At 42.2% G+C, this 19,388-nt stretch carries 19 protein-coding genes and 1 riboswitch; of the genes, 8 read left to right on the top strand and 11 right to left on the bottom strand.

Features of this window, described 5'->3' with window-relative positions:
* Positions 1–128: 128 nt before the first annotated feature.
* The 8 genes from D0T57_RS06960 to D0T57_RS06925 form a co-directional block, all read right to left on the bottom strand.
* The gene (locus tag D0T57_RS06960; RefSeq protein WP_163272239.1) at positions 129–1,154 is read right to left on the bottom strand and encodes a FecR family protein; all 1,026 of its coding nucleotides are present in this window, start codon (positions 1,152–1,154) and stop codon (positions 129–131) included.
* A 48-nt stretch (positions 1,155–1,202) separates the two neighbouring features.
* Positions 1,203–1,802, bottom strand: a complete 600-nt coding sequence (locus tag D0T57_RS06955) for an RNA polymerase sigma-70 factor (RefSeq protein WP_163272237.1) — start codon at positions 1,800–1,802, stop codon at positions 1,203–1,205.
* 574 nt (positions 1,803–2,376) lie between these two features.
* Positions 2,377–2,796, bottom strand: coding sequence for a hypothetical protein (locus D0T57_RS06950; RefSeq protein WP_163272235.1), 420 nt, complete (start codon positions 2,794–2,796; stop codon positions 2,377–2,379).
* A gap of 217 nt (positions 2,797–3,013) precedes the next feature.
* Positions 3,014–3,580, bottom strand: a complete 567-nt coding sequence (locus D0T57_RS06945; protein ID WP_163272233.1) for an NAD(P)H-dependent oxidoreductase — start codon at positions 3,578–3,580, stop codon at positions 3,014–3,016.
* Between the two features lie 68 nt (positions 3,581–3,648).
* The gene (locus D0T57_RS06940) at positions 3,649–4,428 is read right to left on the bottom strand and encodes a radical SAM protein (RefSeq protein ID WP_163272231.1); all 780 of its coding nucleotides are present in this window, start codon (positions 4,426–4,428) and stop codon (positions 3,649–3,651) included.
* Between the two features lie 552 nt (positions 4,429–4,980).
* A complete protein-coding gene (locus D0T57_RS06935) occupies positions 4,981–5,424 on the bottom strand; it encodes a YqaA family protein (protein ID WP_163272358.1) in 444 nt (147 codons plus the stop codon).
* A 4-nt stretch (positions 5,425–5,428) separates the two neighbouring features.
* Complete coding sequence (locus tag D0T57_RS06930) at positions 5,429–5,638, bottom strand: hypothetical protein (protein WP_163271935.1); 210 nt, start codon at positions 5,636–5,638, stop codon at positions 5,429–5,431.
* Positions 5,639–5,744: 106 nt separating this feature from the next.
* Positions 5,745–6,254, bottom strand: a complete 510-nt coding sequence (locus D0T57_RS06925; protein WP_163272229.1) for a helix-turn-helix transcriptional regulator — start codon at positions 6,252–6,254, stop codon at positions 5,745–5,747.
* A gap of 632 nt (positions 6,255–6,886) precedes the next feature.
* Here D0T57_RS06925 and D0T57_RS06920 point away from each other — a divergent pair.
* The 3 genes from D0T57_RS06920 to cdaA all read left to right on the top strand — a co-directional run bounded on the left by D0T57_RS06920 (position 6,887) and on the right by cdaA (position 9,615).
* Positions 6,887–7,705 carry an enoyl-ACP reductase gene (locus D0T57_RS06920; protein WP_163272228.1) on the top strand — a complete coding sequence of 273 codons (819 nt, stop codon included), beginning with the start codon at positions 6,887–6,889 and terminating at the stop codon, positions 7,703–7,705.
* Between the two features lie 250 nt (positions 7,706–7,955).
* Positions 7,956–8,732 (top strand): GNAT family N-acetyltransferase, encoded by a 777-nt coding sequence (locus tag D0T57_RS06915; protein WP_163272226.1) that lies wholly within the window; start codon positions 7,956–7,958, stop codon positions 8,730–8,732.
* Positions 8,733–8,826: 94 nt separating this feature from the next.
* Entirely contained in the window at positions 8,827–9,615 is a 789-nt protein-coding gene (cdaA, locus tag D0T57_RS06910; protein WP_163272224.1) for a diadenylate cyclase CdaA, read from the top strand.
* Positions 9,616–9,624: 9 nt separating this feature from the next.
* Here the strand turns inward: cdaA and D0T57_RS06905 are convergent, their stop codons facing one another.
* The 3 genes from D0T57_RS06905 to D0T57_RS06895 form a co-directional block, all read right to left on the bottom strand.
* Complete coding sequence (locus D0T57_RS06905) at positions 9,625–11,169, bottom strand: PglZ domain-containing protein (protein ID WP_163272222.1); 1,545 nt, start codon at positions 11,167–11,169, stop codon at positions 9,625–9,627.
* A 92-nt stretch (positions 11,170–11,261) separates the two neighbouring features.
* Positions 11,262–12,380, bottom strand: a complete 1,119-nt coding sequence (locus D0T57_RS06900; protein ID WP_163272220.1) for a glycoside hydrolase family 18 protein — start codon at positions 12,378–12,380, stop codon at positions 11,262–11,264.
* Positions 12,381–12,606: 226 nt separating this feature from the next.
* Entirely contained in the window at positions 12,607–12,942 is a 336-nt protein-coding gene (locus D0T57_RS06895) for a hypothetical protein (protein WP_163272218.1), read from the bottom strand.
* Positions 12,943–13,077: 135 nt separating this feature from the next.
* Positions 13,078–13,296, top strand: a riboswitch (cobalamin riboswitch).
* A 118-nt stretch (positions 13,297–13,414) separates the two neighbouring features.
* Between D0T57_RS06895 and D0T57_RS06890 the strand changes: the two genes are divergently transcribed.
* The 5 genes from D0T57_RS06890 (at position 13,415) to D0T57_RS06870 (ending at position 19,363) form a co-directional block, all read left to right on the top strand.
* Positions 13,415–15,622, top strand: coding sequence for an anaerobic ribonucleoside triphosphate reductase (locus tag D0T57_RS06890; protein ID WP_163272216.1), 2,208 nt, complete (start codon positions 13,415–13,417; stop codon positions 15,620–15,622).
* A 484-nt stretch (positions 15,623–16,106) separates the two neighbouring features.
* On the top strand, positions 16,107–16,664 hold the full coding sequence (nrdG, locus tag D0T57_RS06885) for an anaerobic ribonucleoside-triphosphate reductase activating protein (protein ID WP_163272214.1): 558 nt from the start codon (positions 16,107–16,109) through the stop codon (positions 16,662–16,664).
* A gap of 332 nt (positions 16,665–16,996) precedes the next feature.
* Positions 16,997–17,524, top strand: a complete 528-nt coding sequence (locus D0T57_RS06880; RefSeq protein ID WP_163272212.1) for an RNA polymerase sigma factor — start codon at positions 16,997–16,999, stop codon at positions 17,522–17,524.
* A gap of 13 nt (positions 17,525–17,537) precedes the next feature.
* On the top strand, positions 17,538–18,095 hold the full coding sequence (locus D0T57_RS06875; RefSeq protein WP_163272210.1) for a hypothetical protein: 558 nt from the start codon (positions 17,538–17,540) through the stop codon (positions 18,093–18,095).
* Positions 18,096–18,106: 11 nt separating this feature from the next.
* Positions 18,107–19,363, top strand: a complete 1,257-nt coding sequence (locus D0T57_RS06870; protein ID WP_163272208.1) for a DUF4097 domain-containing protein — start codon at positions 18,107–18,109, stop codon at positions 19,361–19,363.
* Positions 19,364–19,388 lie beyond the last annotated feature (25 nt).

Genomic DNA, 19,388 nt, shown 5'->3' with positions numbered 1-19,388 from the left:
GATTGAGATTCAGGGTTACTTTTTGAGCCGAAATAGAAATCGTTGAACTCAAAAAAAGGACCCCCAGCAAAAATAAAAGTAGTCTCTTCATAGTCAATTAAATTTAAAAGTTAATTCCTTTTTACATTCTAATTGACACACGAAAGGTGGAAACGGGTGATAGGGGTTGAATATTTTTTTTTATCATTTTGTAAGTGGAAAACAACCGGTGCTATTTTTTCTAAATCGAGCAAAACCTTCTCCAAAGGGGTGTTTCTGGAGATAAGTATAGTATAAGAATATTTTAATGCCTCCTGCTCCAAAATTTCGAATCTTATATCATATTTGCGGTCAAGAACCTTTATTACCTCTTCCAGCGGTTTGTTTTTGAGATATACGACATCATCTTTCCAAAGGCTGGGCGATACATAGGAGTTATTTGCCAGAATGATGCACGAGCCATTGACCTTGTCGTATATCATTTTCTCACCCGGGTCGAGCGTATATTTCTTAGTGCCCGACAATGGGCGCAGGTTTACTTTTCCTTCGTCGAGGATCAGCGATATGTTGCGTTCGCTGCTATAGGCCTCCAGGTTGAAGGATGTGCCAAGCACATTTACGGCCACGCTATCGAGTTCGACAATGAACGGGCGGCTTGCATTTTTCTCTATTTCGAAGTATGCTTCTCCGTCCAGATATACTTTCCTGTCGGAAAAGGCAAACTTCTTGGGATAGCGCAACTTAGTGTCGGAATTTAGATATGCTACGGACCCATCGGGGAATACAATTTGCATGCGTTCGCCCTTAGGGGTATATACATCGACATACTCGGCGTCGCCAAAAAGGTCTACGCGCGAATCAAGTTTGTTCAATCCCCAGAATACGATGATAAGAGGAAGCAGAATGGCTGCGGCATAGCTGCCGATTTTTATAATTTTCTTTACAAACAGCCGTTTTTCTATTTTTTCATAAATATCGTCGGAAGGTATATCTTGTGTTTCCATTAAGGTTTCCAACAAATCCTTGTCAGTATAAAATTCTTCATCCATCCGTCTCGACAGATACAATTGCCCTTCTTTTGTGGCAAACCATGCAGCAACCTTTTCGGAATCTTCATCGTTGCCTATTCCGTTGATTATTTTATCTATTTTTTCTTCGTCCAGTTTCTGCATCATAGTGATATGTTTTCGCTAATATACCTTCTCCTCATTATTGACACGCAACTACCAGGAAAGGATGATGAAAATAGCAAGCAAAACCTTGCCTAAATACCATCTTAACATTTTTAAGGCTTGTGCATAATGTGTTTTCACGGTATTGATCGAAATTTTCATTTCGTCAGCAATTTCCTGATTCGACAGTTTCCCTTCCAGTTTCATCAAACAGATGGCCTTCTTTTGTTCGGGAAGCCTGTTTATTGCTTCATAAAAGTATGCTAGTTTTTCTTTTTCTTCAATAGCTTTGTGCAAATCTTCTTCATATGCATCCATACCTTCCGATTGGTATATCTTATAGTTGTGTTGGATAGCATTGTTGCGGTTGCGTATCTGGTTCAGAATGTAATTCTTCGTCATGGTGTATAAGTAGTTTTTCACGCTCAGCGATACATCCAGACTCGAATGAAATTCCCAAAACTTAACGAATACATGCTGTACCGCATCTTCGGCCATCGGTGTGTCTTTCAGGTAACGCAACGAAAGTACATACATCTGCTTATTATACCGTTCGTATATAATAGTAAATGCCTCCTTATTCCCTTGTTGTATCAACCGAAACAACTCTTTATCTGAAAGATCACCCTGTGCGTAATTATTAGTCAACATGGATTTCAGATACTGTTTTTTTTGTTTTTCTTAATAAAGTTAGTATCCTCTTTTAAGGTTAATGAACAAAGATATCAGAATATTTCTGAAAAATGCAAATTATTTATTATTCTACTTAGAGCCTGTTTAAATTTTAGCGAAAATATTTCTTATAGGTTCTTTAGTATAGTTCTTAGCAACTTTTTTATGCTCTTTTTAGCATATTTTCCACATTTTACTCTCGGTTTAGCCCGCTAAACCAGCGAGCAAAACACGTAAAATCCATCTGAAAACAGTTATAAAAAAGATTTGCTATAAAATTTAAACAGACTCTTACCTTACTACAGATAATTTGAGATGCCGATAAATGATAGAATTAACAAAAGAAAGGGTTGCAACTTATGTTTTTTTCCGTGAAGTCGTATCGAAGCCGTCGTGTAATGTTCTGGTTATTACATCTATTTCAGTTGCTTTTGGGCAGGTTTCGCTAAATCAATCGGCTGATTCAATATGTTAACATCTGTTTCGTTAAGAAAATGAGCCGGAAGTACCAACTCTCGACCCATCCTTACGTTTTCCTGTACAAAGGGTTATGCTACAGCCAGATAATAGAGGCAACGATTTGCCATATACCTATTATGATAGCAGCAATACCCAGTTTGCCTTGAAGTGGAGCAAGCTTAGCAAGCACTTGCTGTCCTTTTTCGGCAGCAGCTTCATTTTTCGAAAGGACATATTTGGCTATCAATCCATAGCCTAAAATGAATCCCAATGCTGCTTCTACGATAGAAACCAGCAACCATGTGATCCAATAGATAGGCCATGTGGTAAGGAAGCTAAGGTTGAGGATGCAACTGATGATACCCCATATTCCCCAGAATGCAAATACGACTCCGATCCATCCTTGGTAAGGAGTAAGCTTGTCGAGCCATTCTTTAGCATCTGGTTTTTTAGAGAGTAAAAGTGAAGGAACAGCCAAAAGTCCCAATACGATTAATGTAATACCGTAAATCATTTTGTAGTTAGTTTTTGAAGTTAGACATAGATTAGTGTTATATAAAAATGTTTTTATATCCGGAATTGTATCGGCTATACTATTTATTGAGATATACCAAGGTTCAGCTTATTTTTTATGATTTATTCTTCTATTTTAAGGTTATTTCTCAAAGATAATCAAAAAAGTAAATATACAACCTATACACATCGGGATACTACAAACCAAAAGCACTGTTTCATGCCCGTATGTCTAAAATATGCTTTGCCACCTTGCCGAGAAACTCCCGGCGATGCTCGTCTGTGCCTTTCGAAGTGCCTTCGCAACCCAGCCATACGGCATTGCGTATTCCCACAGGATTGAGCATGTCGCCTATAAAGCCTTTTTCGATAATATTGGCGAAGTTGGGGCTTGGATGTTCCGAGGTGGTTATTACAGTTGTCTTTTCTATTTTCAGTAAGGGGTTGAAGCCGCCTTCATAGTTGAAAGCGAAATCTTTGAGCAATGCCTTGTCGAAAAAGCCCTTTAGTATAGCCGGCATCGTATTCCACCAGTTGGGAAATATAAACACCATTTCGTCCGACTTCTTTATCATCTCCTGATAGCGCAGGATGAGCGGGTCGAATGCCCTGCCCTGGCTGTAGCCTGCCAACTCTTCTTCCGTGAATACAGGGTTGAAGCCGTCTTTGTGCAGGTCTATTACATTGTAAGGGACGTTTTCTTTGTCGTAAACGGCTGTTACTGTATCTAGTATTGCTTTGTTGAAACTGCCATGCCACGGATGGCTGAAAACGATGGTTACCATATATGTGTTTATTTAATAATTACAAGTTTACAAGTAGTTGCGCATATTGCAATCTGGCAATACGGCTTCTATCCCGCCACATTCACTTTTATTCCCAATTGCTCTACCTTAGCAGCTATTTCTTTCAGCTTGCCTACCGGTACTTTTTCAAGGTTCTTTTCTGGTGTTTCGCGGTCGATGGTGTATATCATCACCTCGCGCGGACGGGTTGCCTTTATGGCTTTTATCCATGCCGCAACCTCTTCTTCGGTGGTGTTGTCTACCACTTTGCCGTTGTGCGTGCCTGTGACAAACATGGTCTGCATAATGAAATTGCCTTCGAAACGGCTGAATTGCTCTATCTGATGCTCGATGCTGTACGACGGCGCATTGGGGCGGTCTATCAGGCGGACTGTTTCCAATATACCCGAATCGAGCTTCAAGATATTGTTGTCTACCCGTTGCAATGCCCTGAAAACAGATTCTTTGTTCAGGTGCATAGCATTCGACAAGACACTTATCTTGGCCTCAGGGTAATACCTGTTGCGCAGTTCTATTGTGTCGTCTATTATGCCTTCAAACTGTGGGTGCATGGTGGGCTCGCCGTTGCCGGCAAAGGTGATGACGTCGATAGTCACATTGTCGTTTTTCAGCTTTATCAGCTTGTCTTCCAATGCGGCTTTTACGTTGTCCCTGTCGGGAAGCTTGGTCTTGGTCTTGAAATCTTTGTTGTAGCCGCATTCGCAATAGATGCAGTCGAACGAACATAGCTTGCCATCGTAGGGCAATAGGTTCATTCCCAACGAAGAGCCCAATCTACGGCTGTGGATAGGGCCGAAAACTATTTCGTGAAATAATATTGTCGACATGGTTTTACCCTCCTTTTTTTCTTTTTGATAATCTTTTCAGTTAACAATAACTTTAGGTACAAGTAGACAAGATACGAGATACAAGTTTATATTTTACCAAAAAACCAACTCGTTAACTCGTCTACTGGTATCTTGTATCTCTCCAAAAAGTAACACTTGTAACACCTTTTACTCTTTTTTTATTGCTACCTTTTCTTTAGGTACAAGTAAACAAGATACGAGATACAAGTTTATATTTTATCAAAAAAACCAACTCGTTAACTCGTCTACTGGTATCTTGTATCTCTCTAAAAAGTAACACATGTAACACCTTTTCATTACTTTTTTCTGTTACTTTTTCCCTCTCCCTCGTCATGGCTTTGCCTATTTCCCCCTTCGGGGCATTTCTCCCTCAGTGTTTCTCAGTGGCTTCTTCGTGTATCTCAGTGTCATATTTTATTCTTTTAAAGTATTATTTCGTTTAGAACTTAACAGTCCTGCCCTTCGGGGGGATAAAGGGGGGCTTATATAGATAAACTTTTCTGCCTTTATTTCAAAAAAACGTCGTAACGCCTATATTATCCAACTCACACCGTACATTATCAGCACATAACGCAGAAACTTACCCGTAAACATCGCAAAATTGACGATATAGACATTCGCCCGCATGTATCCCAAAGCCAGTGCAATAATATCGCCCACCACAGGCAGGAAGCTGAAAAAAGCCATTGATGCGCCCTTGCCTTCGAGCCAATGTTGCATCTTGTCTATTTTTTCCTGCTTCACCTTCAGGTATTTTTCTATCCATTCTATTTTGCCCAGTTGCCCGAGGTAATAATTGGTCATGCCTCCCGCCCAGTTGCCCAACGATGCCACTACGACACACCCCCACGGGCTCATGCCCATAGCAAGCAATCCGGCAAATACAAATTCGGAACCCAGGGGTAGGATGGTGGCAGCAAGAAACGAAGCAAGGAACAGGCCGATATAGCCATATTCGACAAATCCGTCGAGCATTCCGTCAGGCATTAAGTTTGGTGTAGATGAAGGTGCCGAATATTACCCCCAGCACACAAAAAACTATACCCGTCTTGCGTACCCACGATTCTGTTTTTATTCTTTCTTCATCGTATTTGGCCTTGCGGATTACAGAGCCGGGGCTGACTATCATAAATATGCCGAACAAAAACATAAAAATAGCATACAGGTAGTCGAAATTGGTATATTTCATTTTCTATTCTGTTTTGGTTTATCAGTAAATTTACCTCTGACAACAAAGGTAATATTCCTGATAGTAATAACAACCGGCACAGGCAAAATGATTTCTACCGGCTTCGCTATTTTTCTCCCAACCGCTCTTGCAGCCGTCCTATTTCGCGGCTCAGGGCTTCTACTTCTTTGGTAAGGCATGCCATCTCCCTAGCCTGCGATTCTTTTTCCTGAGCCATTAGGTCTTTATACATCTGGGCTACTTCGGGCGGGAAATAATTGTTTATAGTTTTATTTTCGTTTTGTTCTATTTCATTGATAGCATTATCGCTTGCTGTAATGGTTTCTGCTTCTACCTTAAAGGTCATATTGCCTTTTTTGAAATAATCGCTGATAGTAAAATCGCGTAGAAATTCGAGGTCGCATTCCATCACATCGGCCAGCTGCTTCAGCGTCTCTTCGGCGATTGTTTCTTTGTTTTCGAGTTCCGATATCTTTGTCTGATGGAGTTTCAGGTTGTATTTATCGTTCAGCCTGTCGGCCAGCATTTCCTGCGTCCAGCCCAAATCCATACGGCGGGCTTTCATATTGAATCCCTGGTCGGGCTTGCGCCTGCTTGTTGTTTCTGCCTTTGCCATAATTGCGATATGTTGTTTTTGATGTTATTCTTCTATTGTTCAACAACGATATGTTAAACATAGTTTAGAGTCTGTTTAAATTTTAGAGAAATTTATTTTTAGCACGAAAATAGTATAAATATACCAATAAATATAGTCGGGAAATTATTTTTATGCCGGAAATGTTGGGATACATTTGTCGCAAATTTGATAAACGGGTAGGCTGATATACACGTTTATTTATTGCTTATTACAAAACAACTTACAGCATAGCAGGAGGCAAGCTTGTAAATTACAAAATAATGATGCCCGATGTATCCGAAAATGGAAAACGGGTGCGTGTATGCGCCTCTCTTATTTTAGCTTATCTTACCGATAGGCTAAAACTTTTTAACCGCTTAACCGCCTACATAATGAAAGCAAAACTGGTTTTCTACATCATATAGTGTGTCCTCGATAGTTACTTTAATATTGTTCTTCGTATTCGCAGTCGTTTTGCCCGGAAACAAGACCGAAAAAAGACAGCATTATATAAATTTGCCTTGTTTGCATATCAGATATTGCACATTTTTACTAATTTTGTGCGATAATATAGCTTCTAAATATCAATATTTATTTTTAAGTAGCTAATAATCATTAAAATAAACATAAAGATGAGCAACAATTTATTAAAAGGCAAAAGAGGTATTATCTTCGGAGCGTTGAACGACAAGTCGATAGCATGGAAAGTAGCTGAAAAAGCAGTAGAGCAAGGAGCAACCATCACCCTTTCGAATACACCTATGGCTGTAAGAATGGGCGAAACCAATGCTTTGAGCGAAAAGCTGGACACAAAAGTTATCGCTGCCGACGCTACCAGCGTAGAAGATCTTGAAAAGGTATTCACAGAATCGATGGAAATACTTGGCGGAAAAATAGACTTCGTACTGCACTCTATCGGTATGTCGCCTAACGTACGTAAAGGACGCGCCTACGACAACCTCGACTACGGTTTCTATGACAAGACCCTCGATGTATCGGCACAGTCTTTCCACAAGATGATGCAGGTGGCTAAAAAACTCGATGCCATCGCCGATGGCGGTTCTATCCTTGCCCTTACCCATATCGCTGCTCAACGCACATTTACAGGATACAACGATATGGCAGATGCTAAGGCATTGCTCGAATCTATCGGACGCAGCTTCGGATATGTTTACGGGCGCGACAAAGGTGTACGGGTGAACACTATTTCACAATCGCCTACACTTACTACAGCCGGACAGGGAATCGGTGGGATGAACGCATTCTTCGACTTCGCCGAAAAAATGTCGCCTCTCGGAAATGCAAGCGCTGAGGAGTGTGCTGACTATTGCATCGTAATGTTCTCTGATCTTACACGCAAGGTAACAATGCAAAACCTGTTCCACGACGGAGGTTTCTCCAGCATGGGACTTACACAGGCTATTGTAGAGGATTACATTGAGAAGAAATAGAAAGCTTCTTGGGGTATTGAAATAGAAGAGACAGTCTCTGATATAGATAGACCCGGAGAATAAAGCATAGAAAAGGGGCTTGTCCGATTTTTTGGGCGGCCCCTTGTGTTCCTTTTACCCAAAGTAGTAGTAGCCAAAAACAGTTTTGCATTAGCCCTTTGGTTTGTTTTGCGTAATGGCAAACGGCATTCGACCAAGCTAAAGATAAAAGAAACAGAATTATTAAGAGCCTGTTTAGAGCCTGTAAACTATGATACAATTTGCAACCCGCAACCAAACGCCGGAAGTCCGCCAAATGTGGAAAGAATGCTTTTGCGATGATGAATGTTTTCTCGATCTGTACTTCTCCGAAAAGTACAGGCCGGAGAATACACTCCTCTATTTTGCGGACGGCAAAGCGGTTGCTGCTTTACAAATGTTGCCATATTCTATTACATTTTACGGACACGAAATACCCTTTGCTTACCTTGCCGGACTATGCACATTGCCCGAATATCGAAGGCGGGGTTACATGAATCAATTGATACGCTATTCGCACGAAGTTATTGCCTCCCGAAACATACCATTATCCATATTAATTCCGGCGGAGGAGTCACTTTTTGGCTTTTATGAGCAATACGGTTATACCCAGGTGTTTGATGGTAGCGAAGAGCCTATTCCTCCATTGAAAGAATTGCTATCAGCAAACCCGTACCTATACGATGCTTATGACGCTTTCGATTCGATATACAGGAAGAAAGATTTTTGCGTGCAAAAGACATTCGAAGACTTCCGGACTATAGTAAAAGAACAGAATATAGACGGCTTTCCCGACAAGTATAATCTGGCCGGAATGGCACGGATAATAGATAAGGAAAAACTATGGGATTTATACTCCAAGGCTACCAATAACCAAACACTAGGTAAAGATGAAAAAGACGATTTCTTGTGCCGCCTTCTTTTTGGTTACAAAACAGACGAACTGGATGAACCATACAGAAGTCTGTTTCCTGTGCATCATCCTGTAATGAACCTGATGCTGGAATAAACCGTTAAATCTTTTTTAAGAAGGCAGTTTCGATTTATCTATCTATATGTAAAAGAAATAAGTTATCTTTGAACCTTCAAAGAAATAAAAGTATTTGATGGAAAACTTCGGTATAGGCATAAGGGATATAGTTGATATATTGCTGGTAGCAACAGTAATGTACCAACTGTACCGCATTGTTTCCAAATCCGGAACGGGAGCCATATTCAATGGGGTGTTAGCCTTTATTGTTTTGTGGATACTTATTTCCCAAGTGTTTCAGATGAGGCTGATGGGAGCGATTCTCGACAAGGTGGTGAATATCGGTCTGTTCGTTATTGTTATCATTTTCCAAGACGAGATCAGGCGTTTTCTTATGTCGCTGGGATCTAACCGTACAATCAAATTCCTGATGCGACTGTTCCGGTCTAAAGATAAGGAAGATGTTAACGATTCAACTATAACTTCGCTCGTATTGGCGAGTATGAATATGACGAAAACCCACACAGGGGCATTGATCGTTCTAGAGAATGAAATAAAACTGACCCAATATGCCGAAACCGGCGAAACCCTCGATGCAGATATAAGCACACGTTTGCTCGAAAATATATTCTTCAAAAACAGCCCCCTGCACGATGGTGCAATGATTATCTCAGGCGGACGTATCAAGGCGGCAGGGTGCATCTTACCTGTGGCACAAAATCAGGATATACCAAAAGCTTTCGGGTTGCGTCACCGTGCGGCATTGGGTATCACACAAGAAACTGATGCCAAAGTAATTGTAATATCGGAAGAGAGAGGTAAGATATCGTTTGCCAACAATGGCAAGATAGAAGCAAACATCACGCCCGAACGCTTGCAGGAACTTCTGATAGAAACCATGCGGAAGAAAAAGAAGAAATAACACAATTGCTTATTTCCCGTCCAGAGTGATAAATGGTATTATCATCTCTTCCAGCGATATACCGCCGTGTTGGAATGTGTCAGTATAATACGAAACATAATGGTTGTAATTGTTAGGATAGGCGAAAAAATCCACTCCTGTGGCAAAGATATATTTGGTGCTGATGTTAGGTGCGGGTAGCCCCACTTTCTCAGGTGAGTGGATATCATATACCTTCTTGCGGTCGTATTCGAGGTTGCGCCCGGCTTTGTAGCGGATGTTGGAGTTTACCGACTTGTCGCCAATTACTTTCAAAGGATGCTTTACCCTTACTGTGCCGTGGTCGGTAGTTAATATGATTTTAAACCCCATGCTTTTAGCCTTGCGCAAAATATCCATTGTGCTCGAATGCCTGAACCACGAACGGGTGAGCGAACGATAAGCCGCTTCGTCACCGGCAAGTTCTTTTATCATCTTCGATTCGGTACGGGCATGCGAAAGCATATCCACAAAGTTGACTACTACTACATTCAGTTGTTTGTTGGCAAGGGTGTTCATGTTTTGTGCCAGCTTCTCACCGTACGAAGATGTAAGTATCTTGTGATACGAGAAACTATAGTTTTTCCGGTAGCGTTCGAGTTGTCCTGCTATCAACAGGTCTTCGTGCATATTCTTGCTTTCGTCCTCATCCTCATCAACCCAAAGTGCCGGATACTGTCTTTGTATCTGTTCGGGCATAGCTCCTGCAAAGATAGCATTGCGGGCATATTGTGTAGTTGTAGGCAGTATGCTGAAGTATTCGTCTTCGGAGATAGTAAACTCTCCTGCCAGTATGTCCTTTATCTCCCACCATTGGTCGAGCCTGAAATTGTCGATAAGGATAAAGAACAGCTTTTCGCCATTGTCGAGCATCGGGAATACTTTCCGGGCAAAGAGGAGGGGGCTAAGCAGAGGCTTGTCGTCAGCACCCTGTATCCACTTCTCGTAGTTGAACCTGATATACTTGGCAAAAGCATTGTTGGCCTCCTGTTTTTGTGTATGCAGCAGGTCGAGCAACGGGCTTTGGGCAGAGGTCAGCTCCATCTCCCAATATATAAGCTTCTTGTATATGTCGACCCAGCCCCGGTAGCCGGGCGAATCGTTTATCATATTACTGATGTTTACATACTCCCCGCGATAGCCTTCGAGAGTGGCTTCGGATACGATATCGTCTTTGTGAAGTATTTTCTTCAATGCCAGCAATATCTGGTTGGGGTTGACAGGCTTTATCAGGTAGTCGGCTATCTTCTTGCCTATGGCATGGGTCATAATGCCCTCGTCTTCGCTTTTGGTTATCATTATAACCGGAATATTGGGGTCGACTTCCTTTATCCTGCTAAGGGTTTCTATGCCACTAAGTCCCGGCATATGCTCGTCGAGGAATACGATATCGAATGTCTCTGTCCTGAATGTTTCTATAGCATCCTGTCCGCTGTTTACCGGCGTTACATCATACCCCTTCTCGTTGAGGAAAAGGATGTGAGGCCGCAGGATATCTATTTCGTCATCTGCCCAGAGTATTCGCTTTTGTCTCATATTCGTCTACTATTTTAAGCAACAAACCCGCTTTGCATAGGGCAAAGCGGCTTGTTGTTTCCATTATCGAGAACGCGTTTTGTCCTGCTTTATTATTTCAGGCTTTGGCTTATTGCGTTTATCAGGTAGCTCTTGTTGTCGTTGCCTTGCTCCCACATCATAACACCGGCTAGTCCATTTGTCATTACATAACTGCATTTTGCCTTTACCGACTCTTCGTCGTCGTAAGTAATGAAGATGCCTTTGTAGAAGTTGAACAGATATGGAGCCTGTGCTGCATCGTCCCAATAGCGGTAATATTCCTGTTGGTTTACAAGGCTGTCCTTAATATTGGTATAGCTCTTGGTAGTATATTTGCTTTCTGCAGGGTCGAATCCTTTGTCCCATCCTTTTTTCAACTGGTAAACACGTCCATAAGCTGAAATACCCATTACCAACTTTCCGGCAGGTACTCCGGCGGCGATATATGCGTCGACAGACTTGCTTGCGCTTGCCGATGGCTGGTATTTCTCGCTCGGTTTCAGGTTGGTATGGTGTACTGCTTTGCCTTCCTGCTGGTAGTCGTAGGTCATTATATTCACATAGTCGAGATACTCTTGCACTTTAGCCATCTCTGTATTGTCGATAAATCCCTGATGGCCACCTACTGCGGCTGTAAGCTGGTATTTCTTATCGTTTCCGGCTGCGGCAGCGTCTAGTTCTGCCCTGATAGCAGCAAGCATCAAGGTGAAGTTTTGCTTATCTTCGGGACGGAAAATATTACCTTCCGCACCCGCTGTTGCCGGATATTCCCAGTCGATATCCAATCCGTCGAGGTCGTATTTTTTTACCAGTTCTACAGCCGATTTAGCAAAGGCTTTTTGTCCTTCGGCTGTCAATACAGCATCGGAGAAGTTCTTGCTGCCAGCCCATCCGCCTACCGAAAGAAGCACTTTTAGGTCTGGGTTTTGCGTTTTAAGTCCTGTAAGTGCCTTCAGGTTTGCGGCGTCCACTGCTTCGTTGGCAAGGATTACTTTGCCATCTTGTATCAAGGCGAAGGCGTAGTTGATATGCGTAATTTTCTCGGCAGGTATGCGGTTGACATCTACATTGCCGTTGTATCCTGCTACGTAAGAGATTACAACAGGTTTGCTTTCTTCTACAGGCTTATTGTCTGAACACGAAACCAGAACAGCCAGCGCGAGCATTAACGAAAGAATAATTTGTTTCATAGGTTATTTTTATTTATAGTTATTTCAGTTAGCCGACAATGAGTTATAAGAGAAAAAGCAACACCCCTTGGTACAGTACATGACAAAAAGTGATATCCCCTCGAAAGCCTGTAGGGGCGTAATATTGCAATAATTTTAATTTTTGTCATATGCTATGCCTTTCAGGCCCTTTTCCTGAAAACTTCCTTCGAGGCAGGGTATAGCCAGAACTTAATAACCCTACTCCTTAAACATCAACAAATGTAAGAAAATTCTTGTTCAGCTTATAATTATACCCTCCTAATTTGAGGAAAGGGTCTTTTGCATTTCCCGAAAAAGCAATTTCAGTAATTTGCACTTCGGCAGAAGAGGACGGCTTTTTCAGCTTGCCTGCCAATTGAAGAATGCAGATATAAGGTAAAAGATACATGAAGATTTTCACAAAGCTGCGAGGTGGGGAAGTGCGACGGCATAAGACTATCTTAGTACAGTGATTCTTAGCGTTATCAAGCATAGCAACGGCCTCTATTAATGGGTTGAAATAACACATTGTGGAAAATTTAGAATCGAGCCAATTTTTCATAATGGAAAACTTTTCAACAATTTAAAAAATATAAATGTCTGATAGGCATTGTGTTGAAAAATATTGGGGAAAACTTTTGAAAAAATCACGTATAAATAAATTCTTTTTTTTCTGTATAATCGGATTATATAATATAACTTTGTTGTCGTATACGGTTCCACCGAAATAGGACGAAAAAGGGAATCAGGTGCAAGTCCTGAACTATCCCCGTAGCTGTAAATTTCACAGAAAAGCCTGGCTCTCACGCCACTGTTTTGAGAAGCTGATAGCAGAAAAACTAAAAGCTGACAAGAAAATGGGAAGGCGCCTTGCTTGAAATAAGTCAGAAGACCTGCCGTATACGCAATTCGTAGCTTTCGGGAGAAAAGCAAGGATATACGACTACTTCCCAGCTGTGGTATTCGCGTATATTTCTGCGCCCTTCCGTCGGTTATGTTTTTATAGAATTAAAGTATAAAAGACATATTTCATTATGATCCAGACTGTAGTAAAAAGAGACGGGCGTATCGTTGGCTTCAACGAAGAAAAAATAATGGCTGCCATCCGCAAAGCCATGTTGCATACCGAACACGGCGAAGACGCAACATTGATAAGGCGTATTACCGACTATGTATCGTGCCAGGGCAACGAGCAAATGACCGTGGAGCAGATACAAGACATGGTGGAAATGGAACTGATGAAAAGCCCGCGTAAGGAAGTGGCTAAAAAATATATCGCCTACCGCGACAAACGCAATATTGCCCGCAAGGCCAAAACGCGCGATATGTTCCTCGAAATTATAGAAACCAAGTCGAACGACATCACCCGCGAAAACGCCAATATGAATGCCGATACCCCGGCAGGCATGATGATGAAGTTTGCAAGCGAAACCACAAAACCCTTTGTCGACGACTATCTATTGTTGCCGGAAGTGAAGGAAGCCGTACGTCTGAACTACCTGCATATCCACGACAAAGACTATTATCCTACAAAGAGCCTCACCTGCGTACAGCATCCCCTGGATAAGATATTGAACAACGGGTTTTATGCAGGTCATGGCGAATCGCGTCCGGCAAAACGGATAGAGACTGCCAGTATGCTTGGTTGCATTTCGCTCGAAACGGCTCAGAACGAAATGCACGGTGGACAGGCCATCCCGGCATTCGATTTCTACTTAGCCCCGTTTGTAAGAAGAAGCTATGTAGAGGAAGTGCAGGTGTTGGAGCAAATCAACGGGCAGGATTATAAGCACCTTTACGATGTGCAAATAGAAGACTATTATATTAGAGAGTTGGGCGGACTGCAAGGTGACGAACGCGTTATACAACACGCTATCAACCGCACTGTCAATCGCGTACACCAGTCTATGGAAGCTTTTATCCATAATATGAATACCATTCACTCGCGCGGAGGAAACCAGGTCGTATTCAGTTCTATCAATTACGGGACTGATACTTCTGCCGAAGGGCGATGCATCATCCGCGAATTGCTGCATAGCACTTACGAGGGTGTAGGCAATGGGGTCACAGCCATTTTCCCTATACAGATATGGAAAAAGAAAAGAGGAGTAAGCTATTTGCCGGAAGACAAAAACTACGACCTCTACAAACTTGCCTGCAAGGTGAGTGCACGCCGTTTCTTCCCCAACTTCCTTAACCTGGATGCGTCATTCAACACGCACGAAGAATGGAAAGCCGACGATCCGCGCCGTTTCGAACACGAAGTGGCTACTATGGGATGCCGTACACGTGTGTTTGAAAACCGCTTCGGGAAGAAGACATCTATCGGACGCGGCAATCTTTCGTTCTCTACTCTCAATCTCGTACGCATAGCGTTGGAATGCAGGAATATTGAAAACGAAAAAGAAAGGATCGACTGTTTCTATAGCAAACTCAATCACCTACTCGACCTAGCCGCCTTGCAATTGCACCGCCGTTTCGAATTTCAGAAGACGGCAGCACCAAAACAATTCCCATTACTAATGTCGGTACTGTGGGAAGGGTGCGAACAACTCGAAGGCGAAAACACAATAGAGAAAGTAATCAATCAGGGAACGCTGGGGATAGGGTTTATCGGTCTTGCCGAAGCTTTGGTTGCTCTGATCGGCAAACATCATGGCGAAGATGAAAAAGCACAAAAACTCGGACTAGAAATAGTTACCTATATGCGCGACCGCATAAATGAATTTTCCGACAGATACCAGCACAATTACAGCGTACTGGCTACTCCTGCCGAGGGTCTGGCGGGGCGTTTCACCCGTAGGGACAGGAAAGACTTCGGACTTATAGAAGGGATTACCAACAGGGATTATTATACAAATTCGAACCACGTTCCTGTATATTACAAATGCAGTGCGCACCAAAAAGCAAAGGTGGAAGCACCGTATCACAACCTCACCCGTGGAGGTCACATCTTCTATGTTGAGGTAGACGGCGATGCCACCCACAACCCCGAAGCTATAATGACTGTGGTAGATATGATGGACAAGTATGATATGGGATATGCTTCGGTAAATCATAACCGCAACCGCTGCTTGAAGTGTGGCTATGAAAATGCGGATGCGCGTATAGCTGCCTGTCCGAAATGCGGAAGCAACGAAATAGACCGCTTGCAACGTATTACAGGCTATCTGGTGGGAACAACTGACAGATGGAACAGTGCCAAACTGGCCGAACTGAACGACCGTATTATCCATGAATAATGCGAATCGGCAGTTAGAATTTAACGGCAAATCGTTCTTTTATATACTGCGCGCAATCACAGATTGGCTCCGCTTCGCTCTGCCGAACGGTGTTTGCTTGCGTTCCTTTTGGCCTAAGCCCCAAAAGGAACCAAAAACTCTTTTGCGCCTCGCTTCGCCGTACGACCCACTTTGCGCTTTGCCGGCTGAATGAAGTGAACTAACGACAAGCCTTTTGTTGGCTTAGCAAAGTTGCATAACAGCAGCCCCACTTCATTCTACGCCGTCTGCATCGCGTGGGTACCCCGTACGCAAAGCTAATGGCGCGGGCTAAAGCCCAACAAGAGTTTGCGATATCACTAGCCTTTTGCTTCCTTTTGGGCAATGCCAAAAGGGAGGGCAAGCCCAGGAGGGCGCGGCAGGATGAGCTAATGATAAAATGTTTAACACAAGATTGCTTTTATGCAGTATAAAAAAGTAACATACAATTTAACTACTGATTAGCATGAATAAGCTATCTATACTAAATATTGTACACGACACTACCGTAGATGGTCCGGGATTCCGTACAGCCATCTATGGTGCAGGGTGCATACATCAGTGCGAGGGTTGCCACAATCCACAATCGTGGAACATAATGGCAGGCAGGGAATATTCGACAAGCGAATTGCTGGAGATAATAAAGCAGGATGAGTTTTCGAATGTGACTTTTTCGGGCGGCGACCCGTTTATGCAGATAGACGGATTCACCGAACTTGCCCGGCTGATAAAGGCAGAAACAAAAAAGAATATCTGGTGCTATACCGGATTTACGTATGAGCAGATTGTGAAATCGGCTAAGTTGTCGCAGATATTGCCTTTTATAGACATCCTTGTAGACGGACGGTATATAGAAAAGCTACGCAACGAAGACCTGCAATTCAGAGGCAGTAGCAACCAGCGTATTATTGATATCCAGAGATCTTTATCGGCTAAGGATATTGTATATTGGGAAAAGGAAAAAGTATCAAAACACTTCTATTCACATTCCAATATTGGTTTACATTCCAGGGTAAACGCATGAACTTTATTCGAGCTCAATTCTGAACTTTGTAGGGCGAATGATAATTCTCCCCTACAGTAGTCAAACACCTCCCAATTTAATCCCAACAACTTTATCTATATCATACAGGCTCTAAAGCTGTTTAACAATAAAAGAACCACAATATGCAAAACAATGAAAAATGTGTTACAAGTGTTACTTTTTAACAATATATATGTTGATTATCAGTGGTATATGCATATTGGCTCTTTTTGAATATACATAGATAGAATCTTTATTTCCGAAAAAATATCTGCATATTTGTAACATCCGGTTTTTTTCTGCGTATATATTTTTAGAGAAAGGGAAAGTAAATGAACGATATCGAAAGTATAATCGGACAATGCCGGAAGGGAGAACACAGAGCACAGATGCAACTGTACAATGCTTTCTACAAGCGGGTGTATAACTCTTGTTTTCGCATACTGAGAGATTCGCTGGAAGCCGAAGACGCCATGCAGGAATCTTTCTTGAAGGCTCTTACCCGGCTCCACGATTATGACGAAACGATCGCCTTCGGTGCGTGGTTGGTGCGCATAGCGATAAATACATCTATCGACAAGCTGCGCAAAAAGGAAAAGAATGTTATAACACTCAACGAGGATATGGGATATAATGCTATAGCCGATAACGATAGCGATGATTGGGAGTACATTGTAGGCAAAGTGGAACAAGTAAAAATGGCAATAGAAAAACTGCCCGAAGCCAGCCGCTTGGTTATCAACCTATATCTGATAGAAGGATACGACCACGAAGAGATGGCAGAGATATTAAAAATACCCACCGGAACGGTGAGGGTGCAATATATGAGAGCAAAGCAAAAATTGATTGAACTTATCTGAAAAGGAGGGAACAATGAAAGATAAGAGAAAAAAATATATAGATGACAACAGGAACTTGTTTGACGACCAGGAGCCTGTGACTGGGCATGCCGAACGCTTCGAAGCATTGCTAAACAGCAAGATGGACAAGAGTATTAGGCAAGGCACAGGGCACAATAAGAAGATGCTTGTCAGTATAATATCCATCGCAGCTTCATTCTTGCTGGTAATAACCATAGCCACAAGGATATATTTGCCAAATAAGGAAAATATGGGAGCTACTCTCGACAAGCCGGTTGTGGTAAGTACCATACCTGACGAATTTAGGACAGTAAACGAGTATTACGACCGCCAGATGAAAGGATATATCTCCAATATTATGTGTAAATTGGGACATACCGATCCTCAAAACCAGGCAAGGCTTGCAGCCGACCTCGAACAGATAATAGAAAACAATTCGGCCTTCGTCAACGAAATGTTGCAGAACGAGAACGAGAAAGTGGCTGTGCGATACCTGAAAAAGCATTATAAGGCAAATATGCAAGCGCTTGAGAATATAGATAAAAAATTGGAAAAATACACAGATTGTTAAATTACACGATTATGAAAAGATATGCATTGATAGCCACGTTGTTATGTATCAATATATTGTACATACAATCCACCCCTGTAGGCGATACCATTCCCGGAAATAAAATAAATATAGATATGAAGGGAGTATTCGACCAGATAGAAGAGGGTCTTGACTTGAAAATAGACTTCGATTCTCTCGACAATTCTTTCAAGGTAAATGATAGTAGCTTGCAGGCATTCAAGGTTAATATCAGCGAGAAAGCAGGCAAGAATGTCACAGTATATACTAACCCCAAAAACGGTTACAGCTACTCTTACAGCATAAGTAGGCAAGGGCAAAAGGGACGCACCCCAACAAGAACGGAGAAGAAAACCTTTTCGAATATCTCCGAAATAGAGTTTTTTCAGAAATATGGAAATATCACTGTCAAAGAAACGGCGTCGAAGCAGGTAGAACTCGAAATACACTATTTCGATACCAAATCGGAACAGGCCTCTTGCCAGATAACTACCAGCAACAAACTGCTCTCGATAGCAACAAACAGTTCGAGAAAAGGAAACTCATCAGCTAAAGTCAACTATATAATAAGCATTCCCCGCAATGTGGGACTGAATATAGACATTAAGTATGGTAATGTATCTATGGATAAGCACTCCGGAGCATTGTTGCTCGATCTCTCCTATGCCGAAATAACAGCCGGAGAGATACAGACTCCTAAGTCTATCATAAAAATGAAATATAGTGATGCTAAAATAAGCGTGCTCAAAGATGTCGATATCTCCGCATCGTATTCCGACATAAAGGTAGGAAAAGCTGGCAGGATAGACTTTATGGGAAATTATTCCGACTACAAGATAACCGAAGTGTCGGATATGGTTTCCAAGGGGAGTACGTCTTCTTATGGAGATATAAAACTGGGTACGGTGAATAATATTGATGTCAACATGAAATATAGCGACATAAAAATAGAACACCTGATTTCTACATTCAATGTATCGTCTGCCTATGCCGATGTATCTGTAAATAGTGTTTCCGATAAATTGAAGGCTTTGACCTTCAGCGGGGCTTATGCCGATATATCCATCAACCTACCCGAAAAATTTCCGGTAAGCGTGGATATCACCTTAAGCTATGGCGACCTGAATGTGTCGAAGAAGCATAAGGCAACCTATACCGAATCGAAAGAGACAAACACCGCTATTGTCAAAAAAGGACAAATAGGCACAGGCACGCCTAAGGCTAAGATTGCGGTGAAAAGCAGTTATGGCGATTTGCAAATAAGATAGTAGGCAAAATACGCCGGTAGTAATC

The organism is Dysgonomonas sp. 511 (genome assembly GCF_010501105.1).
GTDB lineage: Bacteria > Bacteroidota > Bacteroidia > Bacteroidales > Dysgonomonadaceae > Dysgonomonas.
The sequence above is the reverse complement of the archived record's forward strand: the minus strand, read 5'-3'. Positions and strand labels throughout refer to the sequence as shown.

Coding starts and splice junctions, on each gene's coding strand:
- D0T57_RS06925 (WP_163272229.1), bottom strand. CDS start 6,254: ATGGCAAAGGCAGAAACAACAAGCAGGCGCAAGCCCGACCAGGGATTC.
- D0T57_RS06875 (WP_163272210.1), top strand. CDS start 17,538: ATGAAAGATAAGAGAAAAAAATATATAGATGACAACAGGAACTTGTTT.
- D0T57_RS06960 (WP_163272239.1), bottom strand. CDS start 1,154: ATGATGCAGAAACTGGACGAAGAAAAAATAGATAAAATAATCAACGGA.
- D0T57_RS06870 (WP_163272208.1), top strand. CDS start 18,107: ATGAAAAGATATGCATTGATAGCCACGTTGTTATGTATCAATATATTG.
- D0T57_RS06880 (WP_163272212.1), top strand. CDS start 16,997: ATGAACGATATCGAAAGTATAATCGGACAATGCCGGAAGGGAGAACAC.
- D0T57_RS06940 (WP_163272231.1), bottom strand. CDS start 4,428: ATGTCGACAATATTATTTCACGAAATAGTTTTCGGCCCTATCCACAGC.
- D0T57_RS06930 (WP_163271935.1), bottom strand. CDS start 5,638: ATGAAATATACCAATTTCGACTACCTGTATGCTATTTTTATGTTTTTG.
- D0T57_RS06955 (WP_163272237.1), bottom strand. CDS start 1,802: ATGTTGACTAATAATTACGCACAGGGTGATCTTTCAGATAAAGAGTTG.
- D0T57_RS06890 (WP_163272216.1), top strand. CDS start 13,415: ATGATCCAGACTGTAGTAAAAAGAGACGGGCGTATCGTTGGCTTCAAC.
- D0T57_RS06920 (WP_163272228.1), top strand. CDS start 6,887: ATGAGCAACAATTTATTAAAAGGCAAAAGAGGTATTATCTTCGGAGCG.
- D0T57_RS06905 (WP_163272222.1), bottom strand. CDS start 11,169: ATGAGACAAAAGCGAATACTCTGGGCAGATGACGAAATAGATATCCTG.
- D0T57_RS06900 (WP_163272220.1), bottom strand. CDS start 12,380: ATGAAACAAATTATTCTTTCGTTAATGCTCGCGCTGGCTGTTCTGGTT.
- D0T57_RS06915 (WP_163272226.1), top strand. CDS start 7,956: ATGATACAATTTGCAACCCGCAACCAAACGCCGGAAGTCCGCCAAATG.
- D0T57_RS06945 (WP_163272233.1), bottom strand. CDS start 3,580: ATGGTAACCATCGTTTTCAGCCATCCGTGGCATGGCAGTTTCAACAAA.
- D0T57_RS06935 (WP_163272358.1), bottom strand. CDS start 5,424: ATGCTCGACGGATTTGTCGAATATGGCTATATCGGCCTGTTCCTTGCT.
- D0T57_RS06950 (WP_163272235.1), bottom strand. CDS start 2,796: ATGATTTACGGTATTACATTAATCGTATTGGGACTTTTGGCTGTTCCT.
- nrdG (WP_163272214.1), top strand. CDS start 16,107: ATGAATAAGCTATCTATACTAAATATTGTACACGACACTACCGTAGAT.
- D0T57_RS06895 (WP_163272218.1), bottom strand. CDS start 12,942: ATGAAAAATTGGCTCGATTCTAAATTTTCCACAATGTGTTATTTCAAC.